Consider the following 25,533-nt stretch of genomic DNA (forward strand, 5'->3'; position numbering starts at 1 on the left):
ATCGTTTCTCCTTTCAACTCTCTTATTTCCTAGTGAGCAGTACACAGCATTCCACATGTGACGTCTGCGGGAACATGTCCACTGGCTGAACCCACTCCAATGTGAAGCCTTGATCGAGCAGCACCTTGCAATCCTTTGCCAATGTGGATGGATTGCAGGATACGTAGACAAGCCGCTTCGGACGCGCCTTTACAATCGCTTGCAGAAGCGAGCGCTCACACCCTGTACGCGGCGGGTCGACGACAACAACATCTGGCTCAAGGCCTTGCTTCACCCACTCCGGCAGAAGCTTCTCGGCATGCCCCTCGAAGAAACGGGCGTTCCCCACTCCGCTGGCGCGGGCGTTGTCTCTCGCATCAAGAACCGCTTCCTTAATAAGCTCAATGCCACGGACTTCTTTCGCTTGCGGTGCTAACCATAGGCCGATCGTGCCTGTACCGCAGTAGGCATCAACGACAAGTTCATTCCCCGTTAAGGAAGCCGCCTCACGCACTTTATCATAAAGTTTTACCGTCTGCTCGGGATTGAGCTGAAAGAAGGCCCTAGGTGATAAGGCAAACTTAAGCTCACCAAGTTCCTCCTCTAAGCGTTCTTCTCCCCATAGAATGATCGTTTTATCGCCAAAAATGAGAGACGATTTCTCTTTATGGATATTTTGTGCAATCGTGCTTACTCGCGGCAGCTTCATGCGGATACGATCCACTAAGCGCTTTACATCAGGGATTCGGTCTGTCGCCGTAATGAAGGTTAGCTGCACTTGACCAGATGCACGACCAATTCGGGCGACAATTGTTCTGACGACGCCTTCTCTTCTTCGCTCGTCATAGATCGGAATGTGAAGCTCCGTCAGAATTTGCTTCACTTGTTCGATCACCTGGTTAACAACAGGATCCTGAACCGTGCATCCGCTGATGTCAATCAAGCGATGAGAGCCTGCAGCATATAGTCCCGTAATGATCTTCTGGCCCTCCATGCCTGCCTGAAGCTGCGCTTTATTGCGGTAATGCCAAGGATCATCCATGCCAATAATATGGCGCATTGGCAAATTCTCAATCCCTGCATAACGCTGAAACGACTCCTTCACAATCTCTTCCTTTGCTCTAAGCTGCGCCTCATAGGTCATATGCTGAAGCTGACAGCCGCCGCATGCTTCGTAAATCGGACAAGGCGGTGCCGCACGATCTGGCGACCGCTTCTCAATCTCGGTTAGCTCAGCGTGAAGATAAGTCGATTCCACCTTTGTAATCTTGGCCTTGACGACCTCATCCTTAAGCGCACCTTGAATAAAGACCGCTTTACGCTTATAGTAGCCCACGCCTTCACCATTAATCCCGATGCGTTTAATCGTGACCACGATGCGGTCACCTATTCGAACTTCTTCCGCTGATCCTCTAGCCTTGTCGCCTCTTGCTTTATAGGAAGGCTTCCCCGTTGGATTGGCCTTTTTCACACTTGTATGTGTTTGATGGCTGCCTTTATCTTCGCGTTCAAACGAAGAAGCCTTATTTTTCTTAGCAGGCTTTGTGTTTGCTGCTTTACGTTCAGGTTGATGCCTGCTGCTCGCCGTTGGGCTTGTTGGCCGCTGCTTCGGCCGCTGCTCTTGCTGTGCCATATCTTTGTTCTCTCCGTTTCTTATTGACTACCTTTCAATATAACATAGAGAACGTATTTCCCCAATTCATCAGGTTGAAAATGCTATTTCAGGCTTTAAGCCTTCCCTTTTACGCTATCAAACCAAGCTCTCATTATTTTGCAGACATTCCTCGCGAAAGCACTGCATCCTTTCCTCAGACAACTCATCCGCTAATCGATCATATCGTGATGAAGTGACACCGACTTGTTCAGCAAGGACCTCAAGGATTAGAATACTTTTCGAACCTTATCCTCATAATTTCTTATGAAGTCCTCGTATATAATGGTAAGCAGAACAATGCCTTCTTCAGCCGCACTGGCAATGGTGATCTTGCCAGAACCAAACGAGCTCGTAAATCACAGTACACCGCCTTGATGTCCGTTCTGTTATTCCCATTCTTCTCTGTTCATCTGCTAAACTCCATTTGATGTGAATAGTAATTATTTACATCGCCATGAGATCAGTGTATTTCCTCCAAACGAGCTTGAACAAGAGAAAAATCAAATATAAATTGAAAACCCTCCTAATAAGACAGCATTGCCGCTTAGTAAGAGGGATTATGTTTGGTTGAACATTCGTAATCTTCCAGAACTTCATTTGCACATGATGCTTCCGTTCATTATGCACTCCAACCCATTGATCCATTTCGCTTCTTTTTCCAGATCCTCCGGGAACCGCTCATAAAAAATGCTTGTCCTTCTGGGTCATTGGAGTAGTTTTCAGAAAGGTCGTTTATGGTTATTGAATTAGTCTTATTGTAGACTTTTTCTATTTTTTTGTATTTTTCCGAGATTTTTTTATCCAAGTAGACGAATGGGGATTACTTTTGAAATTCTATTTCTGAGATATTTCTCATTTCAAACCACTATCTGTCTTTCCAAACATCAAAAGTTTTTTTTTATATCACTTTCAGTATCTTCTATCGATCCTTCATTAGAAATGAAAGTTCCATTAATCGCCAAGATATTCATTCTTAAATTATCTTGTTCTTCTTTATCATATAAATATGTCACCTCTGAATCATGACTTCTTAATTCTTCGAAACGTTTGTATGCATCAGAAGTTAGGTAATAAACATTAAATCCCGTTTGCATATTTTTGCTCACAATCAATAATTCCGAAATTTATTATATTTTTTTATCTCAGTGTCTTCATCCATCTCATCTATTTCATTAAAGTAATTTACGCCGTTCACAAAAATAGAAATTAGCTGAGAATTTGATGGATACAACTTCAAAAATTCCTCATAAGTTATATCCTTATCCACATGAGTCGGATACGTCCACACCGTGTCATTCGTTATCGTTATCTTCGCATCGCTCCAAAACTTTCGAGCCATTTCCTCAATCGGCTTGATATTGGATTGCGCCACAATCTCATTCAAGTACTTGTCGTAAACCTTCTCCAGATCCTTCGTGATCTCCACTTGGAATTTGATGGTTGGATCGCTCTTGGGACTTGCCATGCTCTTGATCGTATTGCTGTTAACCGTTCCGAACCCACCGCCAATCTTTTCTACGACAAATCCTTCTCCATACTTTTGCTGCAAAGCTTCTTCGATTCTCTTGGCAGCAGCCACATACTTATTTGACTGCGACTCACATCCAAAAAGGGCGATCAATGGCAACAGATTCACTAGAAACCATAAACTCCTCAGTTGGGCTAACATCATTTCCTTACCCCGCTATCCTTTTTTCTCAACTCAAATATATAAGAATACAGTCATCATCCCTCATCAGACAGCTCAACTGCCTAATGAGGGATGATTGTTGTTAATTATTCAAATCATCATACATGGAACCAACTACCGTTACTTTAATGGTATTTTCAGCATTAATGTCTACACCTTGAATTTTACCCAACGTTTTATAGGCATGTGATGAAGCAGCCAAGCTAATGTCTCCAATGGTTGTCTTTACATAGTATTCACCATTCGGCATATTGGCGTGCGTATATAATTTTAGATGGGAAGGATTGAGCTCAAATGTCACTTCCGTAACTTCAGTCAGCTCATACATTTTCTTTTGATCCGACTTTACATATTCACGGTACTTGAAGTTGTCCATTTTTCCTTGCGTGGAAGATTCCGAGTATCCTTCAAGTACCATCTTCCAGAAGGAATGCATAAATCCAGTGCTTGTATGCGTGTAGGGAATTTCTTTGCTCTTTAGGTCAAATTTCTTTTCGATATGAAGCAGCTTTGTACCGTTCACACCTGCCGTCTTACTATGGTTCAATTGACCCGCCTTCGGCACAGGAATGCTTGATCCTCGTTTGCTCAATATCTCTCCGTTCAGATTCACCGCTTGTCCAGATTGGTTAATGTACACCAAATTCGTCTCATAGTTGAAGGATCGAACCAACTCATCCACCAAATCCTCATGATCCTTGGTTGGGGATTCCGATTGTTTGTAAGTCGTCGTCTCAACACGCAGCGTATATTTGCCTTCAGGATTAAAATAATATCCGGATTTGATAGGATAAGCTTGTTTTTGTAGCTCTTTGTCTGTCGCAAACACGGCATGGTCATATTCGCTCTTGACACTTTGCTTTTTCCTTGCCGCATCACGGCTTTGCTGATAAGCCTTCTTAATCGAAGTATTTACCGTCCAAGCGATCTCCCCTTTTGCCTGATGGGTAAACTCACGCTCATACTTCCCATTCACTTGCGTCCAATCATTGAGCTGTCCACTCGCATCCTCGTGTGCCATCCAACGGACTGTTTTATATGGGTAAGGTTCATTTTTCCACCACAATTGCTTCTTGGCTGCTGAGGAACTATTCGGAACAACCTTGTTTTCCATTTGCGGCTCTGGCACCTTATCCATTCCGTTATAAATAAAAGCCCTTACGGTTAATTCATCTGAACCTGGTATAAAGCTGCCGGAGGTGCTTCCAGAGTGAGTATAGTCATGACAAGACGTATGCTCTTCTCCCTCTTCATCCGTATAGGTAGAGCATATCGTTTCCACCCATTCGTACTCTCTAGACACCTCTCCATTGAAGGAAATTTGACCCGATCTCGATTTAGGCGTATACGGGTTTGCCCAATCCAGCCACTGATTGTTAACAGGGTTATCGCCAAAGTCAGGTCTTGTAAATGTCGTCCGTATAAGCGGTTTCCTAACCACTGGATTTGCACTATCGTTAACAGGCGGATTGTTCAATACTTCGAAATTACGGAATAGATCTGGCATGCGATTGGAAATATTCAAATTTCCTGTAGCGTTGCTTGACCATCTTCCCCGCGGGAGTGTAAGAGTTGCACTGCTTCCCTGGCCTTTGTTCAGACCAAATTCCACTTTTTTGCTCAATACATTATAATCCAGATCATACTGTTTTTTGCTAGGTGGAGTTGGCTTCATCAGCTTAATCGCGTCAGGGGCAGAGTTCAATTTATTGTTGTCAAAGGAGAGTTCCTTCGGTTTCTTTTTGTCATTGACAGAAAAAGCTACCGTAACATCGCTCTGCGGCATCGTAAAGGATGCCTGAAGCACAACCTCTCCTTTTCCCTTTTCTTTCCCGGGAACCGTAATTTCGCCGCTCTCGTTACTGCTATGACCGGAATAGACCACATCCAGAGGGCTTCCATCCTTTGCTTTTATGTTCCATTTATAATCCGTTTTTTGATTTTCTTTAAAGGTGGAATTGACTGTTACAGTAACCGACACAGGTTCTCCTGCTACAGTATTAGTAGGAAGCTTCTCAAATCTTGCCATGAGATCATCCGCTAACAAAATAAAAGGCTTGTATCTAAAATATTGATAGTATAAATAGTTGTTCGGCTTCTCCATATTGTCAGAGCCAGTACCACCAAAATAATAGAAAGCAATGCCTACGCCCCAAGAATAATAGGTTGGAGGCTGAATCATGTAGACATAGTCCTGAGGGTTGTCCATTAACACCTTAGGAAGTCCTTCTATGTTTTTGTTAAAGAACTTGGGGTCTCCTGTCATATCTTGTACTTTTTTTGGTGTAAATGTTCTATCTTTTACCCATTGATTTATTACACTGTATGAAGATGAATCTTGGTTAGGCGTATACTCCAACCACTGAGTTGTATGGTTATCCCTCGGATTATCTGGAAGCAGTTCTTTTTTTATCTGCTTTTCTTTTTGACTAGGAAGATCCCAAGGATCCTTAATCCATCTTCGAACATACGTTACATTATCGATATGAAACTTTGGATTCGGATATGGCTCATCTGTATATGAGAAGCCTAAAGCTCTCAGCTCGTTATTGCTGTCTTCCACGCGCTTATCATTGCCATACTTTGTCCCTTCTATAGCTCCTGCTCTTGCATCCCCATATACAAATATCGGCAAGTTTTCAAATGCTGGGTTACCTTTCATTGCAAGTTCCTTATTTAAGGGTTTCCCTTTTTTTGAATTCATATGGAAGTAAATGCCCTTGTAATTCATATAGTCATTCATATACTGATTGGCAAATTGGATTGCTTCTTCTGGTGTGCTTATATCCGGTTGCTCGTCTAATGCAAAACTAGGAGGTACTAATTGACTCATAAACATCAGCACTAGAATAACAGCTACAATTCGTTTCATGGTGCCCTCCAGTATTACCCCTCTTGTTCTTTCCACACCTTAGACTTTTCAACTGATACAAATAAGATATCAATTCCTTCATACTCAGTCGCGTTAACCCATAAGTATCTCTTGCTCCGTTCATCATATATATATTTCTCAGCTAGATACTCCCAACGCTCATCCTTTTGCTTTATATATTTGACTAACTCATCAACTGTTTTAGGATCACATTTCTGCGAAAGAATAATAGCTAAATCTTCAATCTGTTTATCAACATCTGCCCGAAGTAAGTTCACTTCAAACCATACCCCCGGATAAGGATAAGGATCAGATTCATATACCATCAAATCAGAATGTGTTTTCCATTTTGGAACGACTAGCCCACCTACAATTTCCGTTTCTGTCTTAGATGCTGCTTCTCCGTTAGTATTGATGTAGGCCGTACGAACAGGACTATCCCATACTACCGCTGCTCCAAGTGCTTGGCTCACAAACCGAAGCGGCACAAACGTTCTTTGCTTGCTCGTTACCGCCACCGTGTCCATTTGATCCTTCTTTCCATTGACGTCAATCTCTTTCTTTCCTATGAATAAAACAATGGTTTTATCCTTCTGCTTCACGGTAACCTTGGACGATTTCTCATCCCAATCTACCTTGGCTCCCAGCGCCTCGCTTACAAATCGGACAGGTACCATCACCCGACTATTTTTGTCTAAGTATGGCTTCGCATCTGGAAATCCAATCTTCGTTCCGTTTACCACAACACGTAAAGGAAATCCGCATGTACGGTGGATTGGCTCAAAAATGTTGAGAATGTAATAACGGTAACTAATCCTAAAAACAATCGCTTTAACTTTAGATGCATGAATGATGGTTTCCTTTTTATTCTACATATACACTGTGTTAAGACGTGTAGCTCTAAGAATGGCCGATTCAATCTCCTGGATCTTCGAAATACTGTCACGCAATCCTCCCGATAAGTGCTCCATATGTTCGCGAACTCTCTTTTGCTCTGATTGCATTTCATCGCATAATCGCTGGATGGTTCTTACTTGAGATTGCACATAGGACTCTGAATAGTTCCTGCCTGCTTCCCACGTTACATTTCTTGCCGTTTGCAAGACTCGAGTCAGCATATCGTGGAATTGCTCATTTTTACGGCCCATGCTCCGTTCAATATCCCGAAGATCGGATAAGTGCGTAACCATCTTTACGCCTCTCCTTACTGCCGAGATGCCAAGGCATATGCTTTTGACAACGCTAAGCGTCTTACGCCGTACATTACCTACAATACGATCTTTTATTTCTCTTGCTGAATCTACAAATTGTGTGACCTTCTCTTTGATGGCATTCCCTATCTCATCGGCGACTGACTTGACCTTTTGTTTAATACCTTCTCTTAACTCATGAAGGAATAAATCTGCTTTGAGCATCCACTTTGCGACAGAGAAAAACGCGAGCAGATTCCGTTCTAATTGTTCAAAAAAAGCCTTGAGTTCTTGTTGAAACAACTCTTTAAGCGTATTGCGACTTACCTCTTTTATAGCTGGAGGAAGCAATTTGTCTACTACGTAGTCGATGTACTGATTTCCTTTTTCTTTTAAAGCAAGTTCCACACCATCGGTCAGGGTCCCCTCTCGCAATGCAGGAAGTATCTCATGCTCTATGATGTCTAAACCAAGAGATTTAAGCCCAGGGACAAGTTCGTTGAGAAGAATAGGAAATATCTCTCTTACAGAAATTTTTAATTCTGTCTCATGATCTTTCAGCTTTTCGGATAAAGTTCCCTCCCCTGTTTGGATTGCGTCAATCATGTCAACTAGCATCACTCTTAAGTTATATGGCAAATCCTGAACCTGCTTCGTGATATTATTAATTCTGCTTGGTATTGGAGCAAATCTCTGCTCATCATTAAGAACAAACTTCGTACCGTCTTCATTTAAGACTGTTGCAAATAAAGAGTGGTGACTTAAATAATCACTCCATTTAAAGCTTGATTTCAAATAAACACCTTCGGTTGGATTAATAAACAGTGCAGGTACGATATCTCCATCGTTACGGTATTCCGTCATTTTGCCTTGTGCGTTAAGCGTGTTTATCGCTTCTTGATACTTATCAATAACATCTTGGTTAAATCCTGGTGCGTTGAATGTCGTTACGGTAACTAGCTTGTCTCGTTGCTGTTCTGGGAGTGTAAAGGATGAATATAGGGCGAGATTGCCACCTAAGGAGTGGCCCGTTAAGTATAAGGAGGAAAAATCGGACTGTTGTGAGAGCAGCTTGTCCATATACTTTTTCGCCTCTGCCTGTTGAGGGGATTGCAATTTGTACATCGTGCTAAGATTGTTTGACCAATCGTTCCAATACTTTAAGTCCTCCATTGGCTCGCTGCCACGAAACGCCACAATCTTCGTATTAGATGAATCGTTCGATTCAATTGTAAATGCAGAAAAACCTGTATCGGTGTTTGGTTGGACATTCGTAATCTTCCAGTTCTTCATTTGCTCATGCTGCTTCAGTTCATTCAACAATTCAAACCATTGATCCGCCTCGCTTCTTCCATTCAGATCACTTGGGAACCTCTCTTTAATAAATGCTTGTCCTTCTGGATCCGTTGAGTAATAGTCTAAAAGATTCTCAATGGTAACTGAGCCCCTTTTATCATATAATTCTGAAAGTGACGTCTCTTTTACTGTACTAACATCTAAGTAAACCAATTGAGATAACTTTAATAAATCAACCTGATTTACTGATCCCATCACATATTTCCTTTCTTTTCAGAATACTCTTGCCTCTTTCTTTTCCAATGTTCAAATGTCTCTTTAAAGTCATCCTCTGAATCCTCTAACTTGCCATTTTCCGAAATATATGAACCGTTTATATTTACAAAATTCATTATAGAGCGCTCATCCTCTTCCTTTTTATACTCATAAGTCATCTCTGCACTTTGTCTTCTTAATTCATCATATCTGCTATAAGCGGCTAAAGATAAATATTTCACATTAAACCTAGTCTTAAGGTTGCCGCTTCCAACAAGTGCTTTTGCAAATTGTTGATATTTTAATAACTCAGCATCTTCATTCATTTCATTTATTTCATTGATATAGTTTGCACCATTTACAAAAACGGATATTAATTGTGTGTTTGATGGATACAACTTCAAAAATTCCTCATAAGTCATATCCCTATCCACATGAGTCGGATATGTCCACACCGTGTCATTCGTTATCGTTACCTTGGCATCACTCCAAAACTTCCGTGCCATTTCCTCAATCGGCTTGACATTGGATTGCGCCACAATCTCATTCAAGTACTTGTCGTAAACCTTTTCCAGATCCTTCGTGATCTCCACTTGGAATTTGATGCTTGGATCGCTCTTGGGACTTGCCATGCTCTTGATCGTATTGCTGTTAACCGTTCCGAACCCACCGCCAATCTTTTCTACGATAAATGCTTCCCCATACTTTTGCTGCAAAGCTTCTTCGATTTTCTTGGCAGCATCCCCATACTTATTTGGCTGCGACTCACATCCAAAAAGGGCGATCAATGGCAATAGAATCATTAGAAACCATAACCTCCTTGCTTGGGCTAGCTTCATATCTTCACCCCATTTATGATTTTAACGAAGCTGCATGTTGTTAAATGTGGCCTTGTAAGATGCTTCTCATTATTCTCTTCTAGATCCTTATTCATCTTCCTTTTCCATAACCTGTAACGTTTTATTCTATCAATAAACATTAAGTAGCTGTAGTCTTAGAAAGAAGTTGAACCATTCCTTTTTCCACCACTTCGTTGATACGATCCGATAATTGATCCACTCGTTCGCTCAATTGCAGTGCCAAGCTAGGCAATGTTGACTCTATCTCTTCACCATCCTTATGCTCCGATAGCTTCTGTATAAACAGAATCGATAGGATTCCTTCAATCGAGGAATATAGGGTCTCCGCATAACTCGCGCCCTTCTCAATAGCCTCAATCGAAAGCGTTGCAAGCTGCTGCTCGAACTGTTCATTGACGCCCGCTTCGAATAGTTGTTGGCAGGCTTCTCGATACTCTTGATAAATATGATCACAGTGATAATCGATTCGCTTTAAAAGCACAGGCAATAGCTGCCCTGCCTGCTCTAACTCCATGTGATTCAACACATAATATAAAGAGACGATATCTTGATCCGAATGCTCCTCCATCCCGGCATGGATAGCCATATCACGAAGCATTTCATTAAGGATTTCATTGGGATTATCAATAAGGTTGTTGACCCCATTCATTAGACGGAAGAACGGATTGGATTGGATATGGGCGGCCAGCACACTTCCTTCGCTGTCGAATGCATAAACATCTTTCCCCTCCATGTCCTTTGCCTGCTCTGCAAAAATCAATGGCTCAGGATGATGTCCGAAAGCAGGAACAAGGCTACCGTATGCGATAATGTTGCGGCAGTTCACATTCTCGAATTCAGACTCTGCTAAGGCTCTAGCATGGCCGGGAGCGTCAAATACAACACCTGAAAGATTCATTTTAGCTGATGCATATACCGCATATGCTCCTCCGATGCCATAACCGCTAACCGTTGTCTTATTCTCCACGATATATGGCTCTACAAGTGAAAGCAGCTGCCCTGTTATATCCTCAAGATCTCCAAACAGCTTCGCAAATCCTTGCATCCATTCATCATGCTTGTATGTAAAGATCAAGACGATATCCTTATGTTCAAATTCATAGACCCTGATCTCAATCCCTTCAACGACATGAATGGCTGTGATCAGAGCATTTGGTCCTTCTGGTTCTTTCTCTCCACCAGCATGAATTGTTGAGATAAGCTCCCAATACTGCTTTTCTGTGAGCATCATACGATGTATCCCCCATATTTGGTCAGTACGAAGTCTATATTGTTAAAAGGACAAGGCAGGGCCTAAGCCCCCCTTGTCGGATAAGTACATCATTATCTAGAACGCAATTTGTTAGCAAGCTGCTGATCTGCCTCTTGCTTGACACGTGCGATCTCATCCAAATTCGCGCTGATCGTATTCACGCACTCCACCAGCTTATTGAAGCTTGGCAGCAAATCGTCGAACTGTTGAACAAATGCGGTTTGGGATTGACCTTCCCACCAGCCGCTGACAGAATGAATCTCAGTCTTAAGCTGCTTTATGAGCGTATCCGCGTTGGACGCTTTGTTTTTAATGGATTTAGCTACACTACGGGCCTGTTCCGGATTAAAAACTAATTTGTTCGCCATCGTTTTCACCTCCTTTCAAGAAAAACTCCATTATTTATTTTTGTTGCGAGCTGCTTCTCTAGCTTGAGCTGCAAGCCGTTCAGCCTCCAGACGCTTACGCTCTCGTTCTTCCTCAGCTCGTTGAACAGATGACTCAAGTCTTCTCATTTCACTTTCAAGCTGCTGTGCTTTGCCTAGCAAGCTAGACGTGCGTGAGGACAATTCCTGCCCCGACGATTGGAAGGCTGAAGCTGCAGCTCCTTTCCAATATTGCTGAGTGCGGTTGATATTGGAATTTATCTCATTGGACGACCGTTTCGCTTCATCCGTCAGCCGTTGGATTTGCGAGGCACTCTGTCGGATCTCATAGGGTCGAATGGACACTTGTGCAAGCCTCCTTCTACGCGACTTGGATTAGATATCGTGAATAATCCCGCATCTGAGTCCTGTATATTTGTTCTTCACAACCAAATAACCGTCTCCACGTTCAGCTATTCGTTCTTGTGAGCCATACGGCAGGTTCACATTGAACAAGTTCTGATCCTTCAAGCCACCAAGCAGTACGCCAGTCTGCTCCTCTCGAATCGTCTTGCCAAGCATGTCCCAATTCGATGCCATATCAGCCGTGCTATCCGCTGCAAGAACGACTACCTTCATTCCTTTTTCATGCTTAACGATTCTTTCTATCAGCTCATGCAGAATGTACATCTCGTTGCTCGTGAACTCGCTTAGTCTATCGAATACAAACACAATTGGCTCCCATTGTGCCTGTAACCCGACAATATCACCACCGGAAGTACGGCAGGTCAACAGCTGATTCCGTCTCTCGCCGAGCAGATCCTTGATTCCATCCGAGAATTCGAACAGATCTTCTACGGTGGATAGATCTGTTACATAAGGCTTATTCATCAGCGAATAGATCCCCATAGCAGAAGAATCCAATGCATATACCTTTAACGATTCATTTTGCTTGTGGAGCATTTCAATCCAAGACATAATCAAAGTACTCTTGCCGGATAACGACTCACCTGCAACCATCACCACTGGTGTTGCAAGCAGATCCACTCTCACAGGCTGAAGATCATTATTGGCTAGTCCTATAGCGATAGTCACATGCTCTGCTTGAATATTTCTTAGATCGATATAGGTTGGCATCATCGGTATAGGTGGTGCTGATGGCAGATCGGATAGCTTGAACTGCTCCATAACTTGATCCAGTTGAAGCCCGCGAATCTCTGGAAGAGCCGTCTGAAACTCCAATGGAGGCTTCCCGCGAACCAAGCCTCTGCCAGGTACATTCGTTGGCTCAAGTCCCTCTGTTCTTCCTACAATTCCATCGTACTCAGACTTGTCCGTCATCTGATAACTCAATGCCTGCTTGAAGTTGACAGCGAATTTATAGCGAATAAGATTAGCATTTGTCGCAGTTGCAACAACATAGATTCCGTACTTTGTCCCTTCACGTGCTAACACTACCATTTGAGTGTCAAGCTCCTCATAGGTTTCAGACAGCGCGAAGTAGTTATCGATCATGACGAGTACTGCCGGAAGCTTTCCTGTTCCTTGCTTGCTGTATTCTGCAAATCCATCGATGCCAGCACGCTCGAAGAGCTCTTTTCTCTCTTCGATCACTCGGAATAAGAACAGCATGAACTGTTCTAGCCGTTCCTCCTGTTCCAGGGTGACGACACCTCCGACATGAGGAAAACGCTCTAGCGCCTTCAACGAATTACCGCCGAAATCTAAAGCATACACATGCACATCCTCTGGCGAATAAGTCAGGGCAAGGGACAAGCATAATGTTTTTAAGAGCACCGTCTTGCCTGTACCTGGCGCACCATACACAAATAGATTTCCTTCATTCACAAAATCAAGCGCCAGCTGCTCCTGACATTGTGATCTTGGATCATCTGCGACCCCTACTACAACTTTTAACCGTTCTTTTTGAATAGGCCATTGTCCATTCTCATATGTTGCTTGCAGCAGCTCATCAAGCTGTACCGTATCTTGTAATGGCGGAAGCCACGGTCCTTCTAAAGGCGTGATGCCAGCACGCTCCGCTGTTTGAGTGATGTATTCCACCATTGCCGAAAGCTGTGATGGAACCTCTTTGCTTGTTATCTTCTCCTCTGAAAGCGGATAGATCTGATCACTTCGTCCATTTAAGGCAACCCTATAAAGACGCTTCGCTTTGTTGCTGCTCTTCTGCATTTCGCCTTCAGGATCATAATCTGCACCAGAATAGGCAGATTGGAATAGCTCAAATACCTCATCATTGCCAACCTGAATATAAGCTCTTCCAGGTTCCTTGATCATGGCCGCATCTGGCCGCTTGATCACATCTTGGCTATCCGCTTCATCCTGAACCTTTAAGCAGATCTTGAACTTGGAGTTACTCCAAATCTGATCGTCGACTACTCCAGCGGGCTTCTGTGTGGCAAGAATCAAATGTACACCCAAGCTTCTTCCTACCCGAGCAGTACTTACGAGTTCCTTCATAAATTCCGGCTGGTCCTGCTTAAGTTCTGCGAACTCATCCGCAATCATGACCAAATGCGGAATTGGGGGCATTCCTTCAGGTCTCCGGGTATAAAACAGCTTCTGATATTTGTCGATGTTGTTTACCCCGTATTGTGAGAACAATCGTTGTCTTCTCATCAGCTCACTTTTAATAGACAACAGCGCTCTTGTAGTCTGATTGCCTCCTAGATTCGTAATGGTTCCTACTAGATGAGGCATCCCCTTGAATACATCAGCCATTCCACCGCCTTTATAGTCGATTAATACGAAGACCACATCATGCGGGTGATGATGAATAGCTAATGAGATAATCAAACTTTGCAGCAGCTCACTTTTCCCTGAGCCTGTTGTACCGGCAACAAGTCCATGCGGACCATAACCAGTCTCATGCATGTCCAGGTAAAACAAATCGTCTCCTGCTCTAGCCCCTAAAGGAACGTTCATCCCCATATATGTTTTGTTTGAAGTCCACAATGCTAGTAGATCCATCTCTTCTGTCCGTTTAATGTTCAGCATGTCTAGAAGAGAAATCGAGGATGTCAGCGTGAAGTTGGCACTCGCATTTTTAATCCGCAATGGAGCCAGCTTTCTAGCAGCAAAATCCATTGGCTGGGTTGATTTTGAGTCAGGTGTAAATGGCGTTTTGACACCAGATTCGCGATCGGCTAGCTCTCCAGCTTTCCCCTGCAGCGTAACAACAGTCTTGCAATTCATTGGTAAATAGGCAGCATGCTGTGCAACAAATAGAGTCGAAATGCCAAGCTTCGAATGATCATTGTATAAATATTTGCTTAGCTTTTCATTCTCCAACAAGGTCACATCTTCAACGATGAACACATAATGCGGGAGAACGGTGCCTCCTGCCGCTCGCAGCTCTCTTTCTTTAAACAGCTGGTACAGCTCAGATAATGTACCATGCGCTATTGCTTTGCCGCACAGTAGAAAGCGATAGTGATTGCCATCATCCCACAAATGCGGAAGAAACTTGGTCCAGCTCCATTTATCCAAGTCCTCCTCCGAGGTTAGAATAACGACCCGGACATCATCATAGCCCTGGTGCGTAACAACCTGTAGGAGCACAAGCTCTAATAACTCAGCCGTTTTCGTTTTGTCACCTGCAATGCCACAGATTCCCGTCTCCAAGAGATTGACCGTGATCGGAACCTGAGGAATTTTTTCAAACTCATAGGCTAAACGCTGAGGCTCCATGATCAATGGATCTGACTCCAATATGAAAGCCTGCTTCGTATAGCGGATGCTCATCTCGAGCGGAGCACTTCCAAGACCTAACCGTACAGATAAAAAATCACGATGCGATGGAGTCTTCTCCCATAGCTTGTTATCCGTATCCAGTATTCGCTGAACACATTCCATAGGATCGGGAAACATCTCATTCATCGCTTTTGTCTGCTGTTCCCTTGCTATGGCAAGCTCGCTTCTTGTATCGGTGATGAACTGCAGGTACTTATCTTCCCGTTCTTTCTTCTTTTTCTTGTACTTTCGAATTTGACTCGTTGCGCCAGTCAAAGAAGCAATCAGCGTCATGATCGTTGTAGCGATTGAGATCAGCATAAAAATGGATTGCATCGTCATCGTGATCAGCAAGGTAATCACAAGCATCACCGCTGGCGGAGCCAATAATCCAAACCATCCGATCTCCGGTTTCTCATTCAAATGAGGAGGGTTAGGCACCTCAATCTCTCCTCTAGGAATGTCAGGGAGAAACCTCGGTTGACGGCTGAAATCCGTATTCATAGGTGCTGCCTCCTTATATACTGATTTTGATAGATTCGCCACCGTTTAATGACATCTGGTACCAATGTTTGTTGCTGAAATACATCAGATTATCGTGAATAATATGAAGATAGTCTGCACGATCTGCCACGATGCGGATCGCTCTTTGTTGTATCGGATCAACGCGATAAATCGATCTCTCATGTCTACCATTGACACAATATAAATATTGACCGTCATGATTCATGCTGGTAACCTGAATATCCTCCATAGCTGAAATGCTGCCTGATATAAGATCGACAAGAGTTAAGATGTTGTCGTGGAATGTATCAGCAAATACAAGCCTGTCACTTATCACCTGCATAAATGTCCCTGCCCGATCGATCCATTGTTCTTTCGCTAAGCCCGATAGATCACATCGCTTTAACCCAAGTGGCGTTGAGTAAAGTATTTGTCCGTTGTATATCAGAAAGCAGAGAACCTTCTCATCCACAATGACCTGATCATGTCTGCCATCCTTTAGACAGCGGCATAAGCGTTGACTAATCTCATCCAAGTAATAAATCCACTCTTCATGGAGTTGGAGGTAACAACAAGGCTTATCTAGAATCTGCTGCTCTCGCATCGTACCAATAGGCATTCGGCACAAGCTGTGCTGCTTTTTTTGATCACTGTAATAGACAGATTGACCATCCGAATTCATGAACCACAGTTGTCCATCAAGCTTCTGTATTCGAGCTCGGCTTGAATCCATAGAAAATAAGCTCGTCCCCTCAAAATCCTTCATATCCGTAAGAATGAGACCATATTCCGAGCTCAGAACAAGGCCGCCATTCAAGACATTTCCTTGCATTTCATCTCTCCTCTTCAGATGAGGGTTAATAGGGCGCCGTGACGCACTCCCTCCTGCTCCAACGTGCGCTGTTTGCTGAGAATTTTCCCTATCGGTTCAGCTTGCAGCTGTGCCTGCGGAGGGATGTTCAAGCCAAGCGCTTCTATGAGCATCGGAATGAGCTCATCAACTAGAACAAAGGTGGGAACTTTCAGGTCATACGGCGCTCCATGCCCAGTCTGCAAGGACACCAAGATGTAATCCATCAGAGGTCTCCTCCTCACTAGTTTCTAACCGATAAGATGTAGGTACGTTCCGTTGAAAGTTCATAATTGACATTAGGATTCAAGCGCTCAGCCGTGCGCATTAATGCCGTTTTAAACTTATAATCCGCTTCAGCCCTTATCGTCACTTTGGATACCTGCCGTCCATCATCCTCTTCAAAGAAGTCAAGCGTAATGGTAAATGGAAGAAACTTACCATCATCAGAAGTGAATCGAAGCGTATTGCCTACCGAAGAGGAACGAGACATATTCATCGCATCTTCAAACGTCTCGGCAAAGTAATCTTTAAATCGCTCTTCGTCCATTACAGCATCCAAATTGCGCATATGCTCATATTCCAGCGCTCGATCTTTGGCCACTCGGCTTGCATTGCGGACCGCCGAATCAAGTACAATCTTCTCCCGATACACGATGGCAAGCTCCACCATCGGAACGATCAGGAATGAAGACAATATGACCGTTAATAAACCATATGCAATCATTCTCATAGCTGCTTCATCCTAATCACTCCGTGTAATATTCCAAGTCTTTATAGTGCTTGAGTCCAGTCGTTACGATTTGGAATGACATCGGAATGTCTTTGCTGTATTCTTTTCCCCATAAAGTAACGGTTAACGGATATACCGCCTCTACCTTCACATAAACAGGCTTGCCTCTTTGTTGATAGGGCTTCTCGTAATCTGACAGATCACTATAATCATCCCGATCTATATCTGGTATCGCGCTAGTGTAGAACCCTGCATCCTTCGCCACCAAGACCTTGATATCGTTTTTTCGTTTGTTGAAGATCGGTCGATCCTCCAATGCATCCTTGATATCCTTGTAGCTTGAACGCTTTAAATAATTCTCACTTGCTACCTCTTGTGAGATATAGTAAGTCTCGGTAACAAGGGTAAGATACCACGGAAAGAAAAAGGACATATTCATAAGCAGCACGATAATAATTGAGGTTATGATCGTGACTAGTACTGCTTTGGCTATTCCTTGCATTTATAGCACCTCAGGAGCTTGATTTAATAGAGGAATCAATTAAATTTAGGAATTTATCCCATATATCTTCAACCCACGTGTCTAAACTTCCCGTGATTATTGAAACGACTACACCGATAATAATAATGACAGCAACAGTAATAGCGATTTGTTTAATGCCAAATTCCCCACGTTCATTCCCAACAACAGCTTTTAATTTGTTCATCAAAGACTCCTCCTATATTAGATCTGAAATAATTTCATCGAACTCATGATGGTGAACAGATAATAAATCGCAATATAAATACCCAGTACAACAATTAAGGTAAGCTGAATCCGAGCACCTGCACGTTTTCGCTTTTCCAGCTCTTCTTCCAGAGCTCGTACACGAAAGCTGTCCAATTCGTTTTTGAGGTAAGACATTTGCGACACGTTATCGTAGCCTTTCAGCCTCGTCTCCATAATGTCACAGAACTTGATGATGTAATGAAGAGGAACTCGCTTTTTCAACTGCTTTAAGGCGTATTCCTCACCATAATCGATGTTGTCGAGCATAACGCCAAGCTCCTCCCCAATATCCGGATTCGCATTGGGCAGATAGTCTTTAATGACATCGGCAAGATGGATATTTACAGATTTCGAATATTGATAATAGACCATGCTGTAGAATGCCGGGAAGTCGACCGAGATATTTTTGTTTTTCTTCTCAATCTTCTTCTCCATCTCCTCAATGGGATACAACCAGCCTAAGATGATAAAGATTGCTGTTCCGCAGCCTAGCAGGATATTCACTTTCAACATTACTAGGGCTGCAATGACAGCGAGCCCAGTATATAGAATCTGATCCAGGCGAATTTCCTCCGGCTTTTCTGTCATATCCAGCCGGTCCAGCATTTTTTTGAGCCTCACCCTTTCTCCTGTACTAAGCAGCGGTTTCACATACTTGAGCGCCACCTTCGCTTTCCACTGCTTTTGCTTTTGCTTGGAAAGCTCCTTCTTTCTTTCCTTCATAAACTGTCTTGCACGCTTCTTCTGGCTTCTGCTGACTGGCTTCATCAGAGGAAGCAGGAATACCTTGATCAAATATAAGATAGAGAGCATTGCAATTAGCTTGGAGAGAGCGATCATTTTTTACCGCCCCCTATACCTAAATTCCCTTGCAGCACTTGCGTTCTAGCAAAGCTTAAGCAGATAACGCTTATTAAAACGGTATTGATGAATTTACCAGAATCCTGGAAAATCATAAACTCTCTAAAATCCTTTACCGTTAACGCGTATAAGAAGAAAGCGATGATAATCGCGGTTTTCAACATGAAGTCTCGATTCATTCTGCGGAAAATACGATCCTTCTTCATGTTAATTTCTCTTAGCACAGCATTTTCGTCCACGATATCAAGAAAGATATCCGCCATGCCTCTTCGCTCGTTATATTCAAAGACAATCGCCTTCTTTGTAAAATTATCGAACTTGGGACCAAGCTGACGATTTAACAGCAAAATGGCTTGCTTGAACGAATAGCCGTTATTCTCGCAATTATCAATAAATTGCTGAAAGAATGGGCGAATATCGGGATGAATATACTCATCGCTCTCCATTACTTTCTTAATCGCAACAAGTACCCCATCTCTAGCAAGAGGACAGATCAAGTCCTCAGCATCCATAATATGCTCGAGACGCTCTGCCTTAATGGATCGAGATTGCATGACAAAAAACGTAAGCAAAAAAATAAAGATAGAAATCGCTATGACTACCGATAACGTCACACTATTCATGAACAATACGATGATCATGGTCACGATCACAAATAAAATACATAGGATTGAGGTAAAACTCTCTAATGTAAACGGCATATTAAAATCTAGAATTAATCCTTCAATCAAACGATTATACTTCGCATAGATATTTTCTTTCGGAACAACGATTCGCTCACGCTTGATTCGATCCACATATCGCTTTGTATTGTATCGACCTAAATGTTCAGCTAACGTATCTGCGATATCCAGGAAAAATCGCAGTGTCCCGCTAAAGAAACGAACATTGAACATAATATTGAAGCAAATAAAAGCAGCGAGGCCAAGCAGCAGACTAACGATTAAAGCTGTATTCATTTAGCTCGTACACCTCTGTTTCATCTTCCGTCGGGTCTTTTGTGAAAAATTCAAATCGACTTCGTTTGATACCTGCCTTTAACATCAATTGCTGGACCGCTCCAGACAGCTTCCCGACTCTCTTGTGGCGGCCAACGATCTTAATCGTTTTCCTGCCCTGAGCATCGAACTCTTCCAGCACATCGTCACATTCGAATCGATAGATTTGATTAATGACGGGCTCTAGTCCGTTCGTTCCCAACACCTCAGAAATTGACGTTACTTTCCGAGTACCGTCAGCAAGCTTTTCCTGGAAGATGACAAACTTAACCGCACTGCATATATTTCGAAGCGCAAGTTCTGCGGGCTCATTGGATGCCATAAGATAGGCAGTCAAAAATCGATAAATCGCTTCTTTATCACCTTCAGCATGTAAAGTGGAGAAGAAAAAGTGTCCTGTCTGCGCCGCCCTGAGCGCTGTCGCGAATTCGCCTGGTGTGCGCAGTTCGCCCGGTCCAATCCAGTGCGGCGATTGACGCATCGCATTGATCAACAAATTCTCCATCGTGGCAGGACTGGAATCGTCATCGTCAGATACCGACTCGTATTGCAGCACGTCATTGATTACCTTTCCATGTTCGCTATCCTGCTCGCGTTGAATTAATCGCATCTCGGACGGATTCTCAATCGTAATGATGCGCGATAACGGATTAATCTCTTTGACCAGAATCTCATTTAAGGTAGTCTTCCCGCTTCCTGTCGCCCCAACAGTGATCCAAGATAGATCTGCCTTAGGTATCAATGACAACAAACGATACATGTTGGAAGTAAAGGATTCATTTTCGACTAGCATCCTTGGAGAGATGCTTTTCTTGCTGAACTTACGGATGACAAATGCGGGATTGCCGTACGGCGATATCTCAGCATGCGTGGCATTGACACGATAGCCTTCGATTGTACGTGCATTGACCATAGGAATTTTGGGCGTTAGCCTAACCTTAGACACCCCGATTAGCTTAGATATAATCCGCTCCATATGTTCCCGATCACTAAAATGATGATCCCAACGGAGTGATTTACCTCCCGTTTCCACAAAGATCTGATCCGGTCCATTAGCTCTGATCTCATCAATACTGGGATCTTCCATTGCTCTTGTTATCGGGCCATAATGCGTGATTTCATCTGTCAAAGCGCCCTTTAACGATAAGAGGTCATGGAAGCCTTCAACCGTCGGCTGCTGCGAATCAACAAACTCATTAATATAAGATTTGGTCATCTCTCGCTTACGAGCAGGATCATTCTCTCGTCTAAAAGCGTGGGTAGTAACCTTTGTTATGTACTTTTGGCAAAGTTCAAGCGCTTCCTCAAAGCTAATAGTCGTATATTTGTTCTTCAGCTCTTCCAAGTTATCAGATTGCTGCACAGGGTTCATCTGATGATGAACTTTTTGCTGCATATCACTGATCTTGCCTCGTGTTAGCATTCCATGTCCCCCTTCCTACTGTGCTGCCAGCTGAGCTGCTAAACGTTGAATTTCCTTGATGAATTGGCGGTTGAACAACGGATTGTCCTTCACATAAAGCTTGCCTTTATTAGAGCGAGCCACCCCATCCTTTACGAACGGAAGAGCTGCAACAATATTGAACCCCATATCTTTCATAACCGACACATCGAAGTCGATATGATGAAGATTCATCAGAATAATGCTTGTGAATTTCGCAGTGCTTATTCCGACTGAACTCGCAAAGTCTAATAGCTTCACCATATTGATAACGGCTTCCATCCGCTCAGCAGCTGTAAAGAAGCCAAGATGACAAGAACGCATTGCACCTAAACAAAATTCAAGCGGCGGATTATTGGGAATATCAACAAGCACAATGTCAAAGGTTTGCTTCAAAATGGTAATGACACGTTCTATTTGCTCGAAATTAAAATCGAAGTATTCTTCCAGCAAATCTTGAGGGCTTGGCGACAGTAAATACAAACGCTCATACTTTGTAACAATAAGTTCCTCTCGCAAATCAATCTTGTCACTCTTCAGCACCTTGATCAGCCCCTCCCCTTTTTTAGGAGGTGTGGCGTCTACATAATGATGCAGATTAGGATAGAATACTTTTAGATCAACGATACAAGTGTTAAGCCCTTTTTGAGCGAGCAAATACCCGAGATTGCTGATGAGAAGCGCATTGTCAACGCCATCACTTGCTTGAATAAAGCCAACCACACTGTAGATCAGCTTGCTATCCTGCATTTCAGCCCCAATTAAATCCTTAGATGAGATTTTGGTAAGAATCTCCTTTATTTCTGCTTCTCTTCGATCCACGATTCCACCTCTTTTTCCAAAGTCGGCAGCTGATCCAATATGATCGTGCTATTTTTACGGCTCAGTATCGTAATCAGGAAGGATTTGTTGTCGTATCCTTGATACTTCGCATAATTATCAATTTGCTTGCTGCTTCCTTCTAAGAGCAGTGCCTTGGGTTTAATGCCAGATAGAAAATCTTCACTCTTCATTACCTCTTGCTTCTTATCCTCATTCAGCTTCGTTACTTCCTTGTACACCTCATAGATGGAACGGCTGTTGGAATTCAGCATATCCTTAACAATAATGCTATCGAATAAGGTTTCCGTCTTTCTTACGGTGGTACTGGATGAAGAAGGTATATTCGGATTGCCCGATGATGAGCTCACTTCTGTATCATAGGATACGCGTATACGTACTCGGTCACCTGGGACGAGGATATCTCCTCCAACCTCTAAGAAGTTATAAGGAAGGGTAAGCACCTCGTTCTCATCACTGACTTCGTACAGCCATTCATTCTTTAACGGTTTCTCATCGGTTAGCTGGTCTTTGTATATGACAGCACCTTTTCTAAGGTAATAAGTTGTGAGCTTCTCAAGAGTACTGTCTATCTCACTCGCAAGCAGCATATCCTCTGTATATTCCTTGCGGATCAAATTGTACGACTCAATATTATTCTTAGTCAGTGGCGCATAGGCGGGAATGCCTTCGTCAGCTTTAACTCGAATGACTTCTACGACGTCCTGTGCATTCTTGCTCGCTTGATTGAGATACATATAGGATAAGAAAATAACAACGAGTGCAAAAAGAACAGCGCTTATCTTTTTAAACAGATTGCGGTTAGGTTTGGTACTTTTTAAGGCGCTTAAGTCCATCTAGCTCGTTCCCTCCATTAATCTAAGAAGTATACTTCCATAGGCATGTTCATGCTCTTTGCTTGTATGCACAATTGGCAGATCCGCTTCAATTTGTCCATCAAACTCCTGAGAATAAGGCACGTAACCCGCAACTTTTGTCTCATACATAAAAGGCTCGAGCAAGCCAGAGGTCATTACGTTACTTACGGACTCTGGAGTAAATTGCTCCTGCTGAAAGCGTGAGCGGTCATTATATTTGGTTACGACAAGCTTAGACTTGGCATTTAAATAAGCAATGGATTCATTATCCAAAGATACTTCCATATTCTTAAGCGTATTTAAAACCGCATAAATATTATTGGGAACACAAAGTCCAAATGTATCGATATGGATCAAGATATCCCGAAATGAATCACATAGGTCCATTGGCATGTCAAGCAGTATCAAGTTAAACTTGCTTCGGAGTAAAGAAAGCAAGGAAATCAACTTGGCAGAATTATAGAATTGCTCAATGAGCAGTCGGTCTTTGAAGTCATATCCCAGAGAGGTTAAACATAAGTTGTCTTTTAGATGATAGGTAGTGGTGGTGTAATCTTGAGGTCTCGCTAAGGTGCGTATAAGTGATGCGTTTATCATATCGTCTTTCTTTGTACGCTCATGAAAGCTGTTAAAATACATATTCATGGTTCGATACTGGATATCAAGATCAATAATGATCGTGGAAAGTCCTCGTTTGCTTGCTTCGCTAGCGACATTAACGACTGTACTTGTTACTCCGCTTCCCCGATGGCCTGTGATGGCTACAATTCGACTCATCCCGCGGCTGATCTTTTCCAACTCCTTCGTTAAGGGGTCGGTTGCGGTACGTTCTGTCACATTTTTGCTCTTCTTTAGAAGACGATCAAGAAAAGAAGACTTCTTTTCCTTCACGGGATCAGATTCTGTGAACGGATTGCTTCTAGGTGCAGTTGGTACAGCTTGAGTGGTATTGCTCCTCACCTCGATATGACGGAGAATAGATTGTGTAATAAACTCTTTCGATATTCTGATGTCGTTCGAGTGTTCCACTTGTAAAAATGAAAACCTCTCCATCAAAGATTGCAAATACCGTTCTAGTGCCCGATCCCTAGTTATTGAAAGAACCATCGGAGTGCCTACGGCAGTCTCCATCTGACTTAGTAAAGCTAGCCACTCCTGTCTGGTACTGCTGCTGGAGCCGACAGCTCCTTCATCCATGACAATAACAGCATCCACTTTAGGATTAACCTCACTCCAATAAGCTGGGAGATCGGATAGGAATAATGAACCACTTGGATAAAAATCGAACGATTTGAAATGATAGCCTTCGATCATTCTGTTCATTTGACCAGCAACAAACAATAGCTTCATTGACTCACCTACTAAGTTCTCTAGTCCTATGTAATAAAATTTCGATTAGGTAATTCCTTATATATCCAATGAGACTTTTATTATCTTACTGCATAAGATTCCAGATTTCAACATAAATTGTATGAACTTTACTTTTTATTCGTATGAGTCTTAAAACCTATGACCAAACGCAAGCCTAGACATAGGTTTATCAAAAGTCATTTTCCAGGTGATCACAGGATAGGATTCTCCAGCTTCATTCGGTACAAGTTCAGGATTCGAACCTGCTCCTCCGTTAATTGTTCTTTATTCCAATACATGTGCATCAAGGCATATTCAAATAGTTCTTTCAATCGATAAAATAGTGGCCAGCAGCGTAACATGTCCTGTGGCAGCTCATGTTCCTCTATATATCCTTTAAGAATAGCTGCCTTTATCCTATTGGCATAATCTCGAATATTCCCCTTCCCAGTAAAAGAGAATTCCATTGCCGAGTACACCGGCACAACAAGATCATACAGATAGAAGTGACGTTCTGCGTCTTGGAAATCAATAAATGTCACTTGATGATCTTCGGTAATTAAGATGTTCTCCAACCACAGGTCACCATGGATGATGCCATAGTTGGTATCCAGTCGGGGAATCTCATGAATCTGAGCAAGTACATCATCAGCTAGCTTCCGTATATGTATTTCTTCCTCGGGAATATAGTCTAGAAATCGATATTCATCACTCTCATGCCAATGTTTAATAGTCGGCTTAGAATCGTTTTTCATATATTGCTGGCAAACGCGGTGCATCCTTCCTATTTCCTTCCCAACCTCGTACAACATCTCTTCATTCCAATGTTCACGGGGGACGTGGATTCCCGGGGCAGCATCGAATACAACCAGCGTCTTTGTTCCTTCGTCATCGATTTGTTCTAAAAATCGATTGTGTATCGATTGCACAATAGCTGGAACACCAATGCCATATTGCTTTAACGCTCGAAGCAGTTGGATCTCTGCCTCTTGTTCCTCCAAGGGCTTATAATTTGTAGCACGCACATAGTAAATTCCATTCTCTGTGATACAGCGGTGCATTTCGTTTGTAACAGATTCGAACCTTGGATTCGACAGCTTATATAACTTCTGAATGTGATCACCCAACCGTCTTTCCATTTCACAACACTCCTCTTATCGATTC

Annotated in this window: 23 protein-coding genes; all 23 read right to left on the reverse strand. The window is 42.8% G+C overall.

Going from position 1 to position 25,533, the window contains the following annotated elements:
* Positions 1–22: 22 nt before the first annotated feature.
* Positions 23–1,612: a 23S rRNA (uracil(1939)-C(5))-methyltransferase RlmD gene (gene rlmD / locus I2H74_RS02575; RefSeq protein ID WP_195571372.1), complete on the reverse strand. Its 1,590-nt coding sequence runs from the start codon at positions 1,610–1,612 to the stop codon at positions 23–25.
* Between the two features lie 905 nt (positions 1,613–2,517).
* The gene (locus tag I2H74_RS02585; protein ID WP_195571376.1) at positions 2,518–2,739 is read right to left on the reverse strand and encodes a hypothetical protein; all 222 of its coding nucleotides are present in this window, start codon (positions 2,737–2,739) and stop codon (positions 2,518–2,520) included.
* A 2-nt stretch (positions 2,740–2,741) separates the two neighbouring features.
* Positions 2,742–3,269, reverse strand: coding sequence for a hypothetical protein (locus tag I2H74_RS02590; RefSeq protein WP_195571377.1), 528 nt, complete (start codon positions 3,267–3,269; stop codon positions 2,742–2,744).
* A gap of 136 nt (positions 3,270–3,405) precedes the next feature.
* A complete protein-coding gene (locus I2H74_RS02595) occupies positions 3,406–6,195 on the reverse strand; it encodes a hypothetical protein (RefSeq protein WP_195571379.1) in 2,790 nt (929 codons plus the stop codon).
* Positions 6,196–6,209: 14 nt separating this feature from the next.
* Positions 6,210–6,938, reverse strand: a complete 729-nt coding sequence (locus I2H74_RS02600) for a copper amine oxidase N-terminal domain-containing protein (protein WP_324253976.1) — start codon at positions 6,936–6,938, stop codon at positions 6,210–6,212.
* A gap of 126 nt (positions 6,939–7,064) precedes the next feature.
* Entirely contained in the window at positions 7,065–8,936 is a 1,872-nt protein-coding gene (locus I2H74_RS02605; RefSeq protein ID WP_229106295.1) for an Mbeg1-like protein, read from the reverse strand.
* Complete coding sequence (locus I2H74_RS02610; RefSeq protein ID WP_195571383.1) at positions 8,936–9,739, reverse strand: hypothetical protein; 804 nt, start codon at positions 9,737–9,739, stop codon at positions 8,936–8,938. Before I2H74_RS02610 ends, I2H74_RS02605 begins: the two co-directional genes overlap by 1 nt.
* A gap of 175 nt (positions 9,740–9,914) precedes the next feature.
* Positions 9,915–11,027, reverse strand: a complete 1,113-nt coding sequence (locus tag I2H74_RS02615) for a hypothetical protein (RefSeq protein ID WP_195571385.1) — start codon at positions 11,025–11,027, stop codon at positions 9,915–9,917.
* A gap of 92 nt (positions 11,028–11,119) precedes the next feature.
* Positions 11,120–11,416: a WXG100 family type VII secretion target gene (locus I2H74_RS02620; RefSeq protein ID WP_195571386.1), complete on the reverse strand. Its 297-nt coding sequence runs from the start codon at positions 11,414–11,416 to the stop codon at positions 11,120–11,122.
* A 30-nt stretch (positions 11,417–11,446) separates the two neighbouring features.
* Positions 11,447–11,779, reverse strand: a complete 333-nt coding sequence (locus I2H74_RS02625) for a WXG100 family type VII secretion target (protein WP_195571388.1) — start codon at positions 11,777–11,779, stop codon at positions 11,447–11,449.
* 30 nt (positions 11,780–11,809) lie between these two features.
* On the reverse strand, positions 11,810–15,670 hold the full coding sequence (gene essC, locus I2H74_RS02630) for a type VII secretion protein EssC (protein WP_195571390.1): 3,861 nt from the start codon (positions 15,668–15,670) through the stop codon (positions 11,810–11,812).
* A gap of 13 nt (positions 15,671–15,683) precedes the next feature.
* On the reverse strand, positions 15,684–16,502 hold the full coding sequence (locus I2H74_RS02635) for a DUF5050 domain-containing protein (protein ID WP_195571391.1): 819 nt from the start codon (positions 16,500–16,502) through the stop codon (positions 15,684–15,686).
* 14 nt (positions 16,503–16,516) lie between these two features.
* A complete protein-coding gene (locus tag I2H74_RS02640) occupies positions 16,517–16,747 on the reverse strand; it encodes an EsaB/YukD family protein (RefSeq protein ID WP_195571393.1) in 231 nt (76 codons plus the stop codon).
* 17 nt (positions 16,748–16,764) lie between these two features.
* On the reverse strand, positions 16,765–17,253 hold the full coding sequence (locus I2H74_RS02645) for a hypothetical protein (protein ID WP_195571395.1): 489 nt from the start codon (positions 17,251–17,253) through the stop codon (positions 16,765–16,767).
* 16 nt (positions 17,254–17,269) lie between these two features.
* A complete protein-coding gene (locus I2H74_RS02650) occupies positions 17,270–17,755 on the reverse strand; it encodes a hypothetical protein (RefSeq protein WP_195571397.1) in 486 nt (161 codons plus the stop codon).
* 10 nt (positions 17,756–17,765) lie between these two features.
* Complete coding sequence (locus I2H74_RS02655) at positions 17,766–17,960, reverse strand: hypothetical protein (RefSeq protein WP_195571399.1); 195 nt, start codon at positions 17,958–17,960, stop codon at positions 17,766–17,768.
* Between the two features lie 17 nt (positions 17,961–17,977).
* On the reverse strand, positions 17,978–18,862 hold the full coding sequence (locus tag I2H74_RS02660) for a hypothetical protein (RefSeq protein ID WP_195571401.1): 885 nt from the start codon (positions 18,860–18,862) through the stop codon (positions 17,978–17,980).
* Positions 18,859–19,842: a hypothetical protein gene (locus tag I2H74_RS02665; RefSeq protein WP_195571402.1), complete on the reverse strand. Its 984-nt coding sequence runs from the start codon at positions 19,840–19,842 to the stop codon at positions 18,859–18,861. Before I2H74_RS02665 ends, I2H74_RS02660 begins: the two co-directional genes overlap by 4 nt.
* Positions 19,820–21,304 carry a CpaF family protein gene (locus I2H74_RS02670; protein ID WP_195571404.1) on the reverse strand — a complete coding sequence of 495 codons (1,485 nt, stop codon included), beginning with the start codon at positions 21,302–21,304 and terminating at the stop codon, positions 19,820–19,822. The genes I2H74_RS02665 and I2H74_RS02670 overlap by 23 nt, the downstream gene beginning before the upstream one ends.
* Positions 21,305–21,319: 15 nt before the next feature.
* On the reverse strand, positions 21,320–22,144 hold the full coding sequence (locus tag I2H74_RS02675) for an AAA family ATPase (protein ID WP_195571406.1): 825 nt from the start codon (positions 22,142–22,144) through the stop codon (positions 21,320–21,322).
* Complete coding sequence (locus I2H74_RS02680) at positions 22,120–22,998, reverse strand: flagellar biosynthesis protein FlgA (RefSeq protein WP_195571407.1); 879 nt, start codon at positions 22,996–22,998, stop codon at positions 22,120–22,122. Before I2H74_RS02680 ends, I2H74_RS02675 begins: the two co-directional genes overlap by 25 nt.
* Positions 22,999–24,369 (reverse strand): AAA family ATPase, encoded by a 1,371-nt coding sequence (locus I2H74_RS02685; protein WP_195571409.1) that lies wholly within the window; start codon positions 24,367–24,369, stop codon positions 22,999–23,001. It abuts the gene before it with no gap.
* Between the two features lie 212 nt (positions 24,370–24,581).
* Positions 24,582–25,508 (reverse strand): phosphotransferase enzyme family protein, encoded by a 927-nt coding sequence (locus I2H74_RS02690; protein WP_195571411.1) that lies wholly within the window; start codon positions 25,506–25,508, stop codon positions 24,582–24,584.
* Positions 25,509–25,533 lie beyond the last annotated feature (25 nt).

This window comes from Paenibacillus sp. 1001270B_150601_E10 (assembly GCF_015558675.1).
Taxonomy (GTDB): Bacteria; Bacillota; Bacilli; order Paenibacillales; family Paenibacillaceae; genus Paenibacillus_B.

Bases quoted from the DNA above. Each gene is read 5' to 3' on its own strand.
- rlmD (WP_195571372.1), bottom strand. From the start codon at position 1,612: ATGGCACAGCAAGAGCAGCGGCCGAAGCAGCGGCCAACAAGCCCAACG.
- I2H74_RS02595 (WP_195571379.1), bottom strand. From the start codon at position 6,195: ATGAAACGAATTGTAGCTGTTATTCTAGTGCTGATGTTTATGAGTCAA.
- I2H74_RS02605 (WP_229106295.1), bottom strand. From the start codon at position 8,936: ATGGGATCAGTAAATCAGGTTGATTTATTAAAGTTATCTCAATTGGTT.
- I2H74_RS02610 (WP_195571383.1), bottom strand. From the start codon at position 9,739: ATGATTCTATTGCCATTGATCGCCCTTTTTGGATGTGAGTCGCAGCCA.
- I2H74_RS02615 (WP_195571385.1), bottom strand. From the start codon at position 11,027: ATGATGCTCACAGAAAAGCAGTATTGGGAGCTTATCTCAACAATTCAT.
- I2H74_RS02620 (WP_195571386.1), bottom strand. From the start codon at position 11,416: ATGGCGAACAAATTAGTTTTTAATCCGGAACAGGCCCGTAGTGTAGCT.
- essC (WP_195571390.1), bottom strand. From the start codon at position 15,670: ATGAATACGGATTTCAGCCGTCAACCGAGGTTTCTCCCTGACATTCCT.
- I2H74_RS02635 (WP_195571391.1), bottom strand. From the start codon at position 16,502: ATGCAAGGAAATGTCTTGAATGGCGGCCTTGTTCTGAGCTCGGAATAT.
- I2H74_RS02640 (WP_195571393.1), bottom strand. From the start codon at position 16,747: ATGGATTACATCTTGGTGTCCTTGCAGACTGGGCATGGAGCGCCGTAT.
- I2H74_RS02645 (WP_195571395.1), bottom strand. From the start codon at position 17,253: ATGAGAATGATTGCATATGGTTTATTAACGGTCATATTGTCTTCATTC.
- I2H74_RS02650 (WP_195571397.1), bottom strand. From the start codon at position 17,755: ATGCAAGGAATAGCCAAAGCAGTACTAGTCACGATCATAACCTCAATT.
- I2H74_RS02655 (WP_195571399.1), bottom strand. From the start codon at position 17,960: ATGAACAAATTAAAAGCTGTTGTTGGGAATGAACGTGGGGAATTTGGC.
- I2H74_RS02660 (WP_195571401.1), bottom strand. From the start codon at position 18,862: ATGATCGCTCTCTCCAAGCTAATTGCAATGCTCTCTATCTTATATTTG.
- I2H74_RS02665 (WP_195571402.1), bottom strand. From the start codon at position 19,842: ATGAATACAGCTTTAATCGTTAGTCTGCTGCTTGGCCTCGCTGCTTTT.
- I2H74_RS02670 (WP_195571404.1), bottom strand. From the start codon at position 21,304: ATGCTAACACGAGGCAAGATCAGTGATATGCAGCAAAAAGTTCATCAT.
- I2H74_RS02680 (WP_195571407.1), bottom strand. From the start codon at position 22,998: ATGGACTTAAGCGCCTTAAAAAGTACCAAACCTAACCGCAATCTGTTT.
- I2H74_RS02685 (WP_195571409.1), bottom strand. From the start codon at position 24,369: ATGAAGCTATTGTTTGTTGCTGGTCAAATGAACAGAATGATCGAAGGC.
- I2H74_RS02690 (WP_195571411.1), bottom strand. From the start codon at position 25,508: ATGGAAAGACGGTTGGGTGATCACATTCAGAAGTTATATAAGCTGTCG.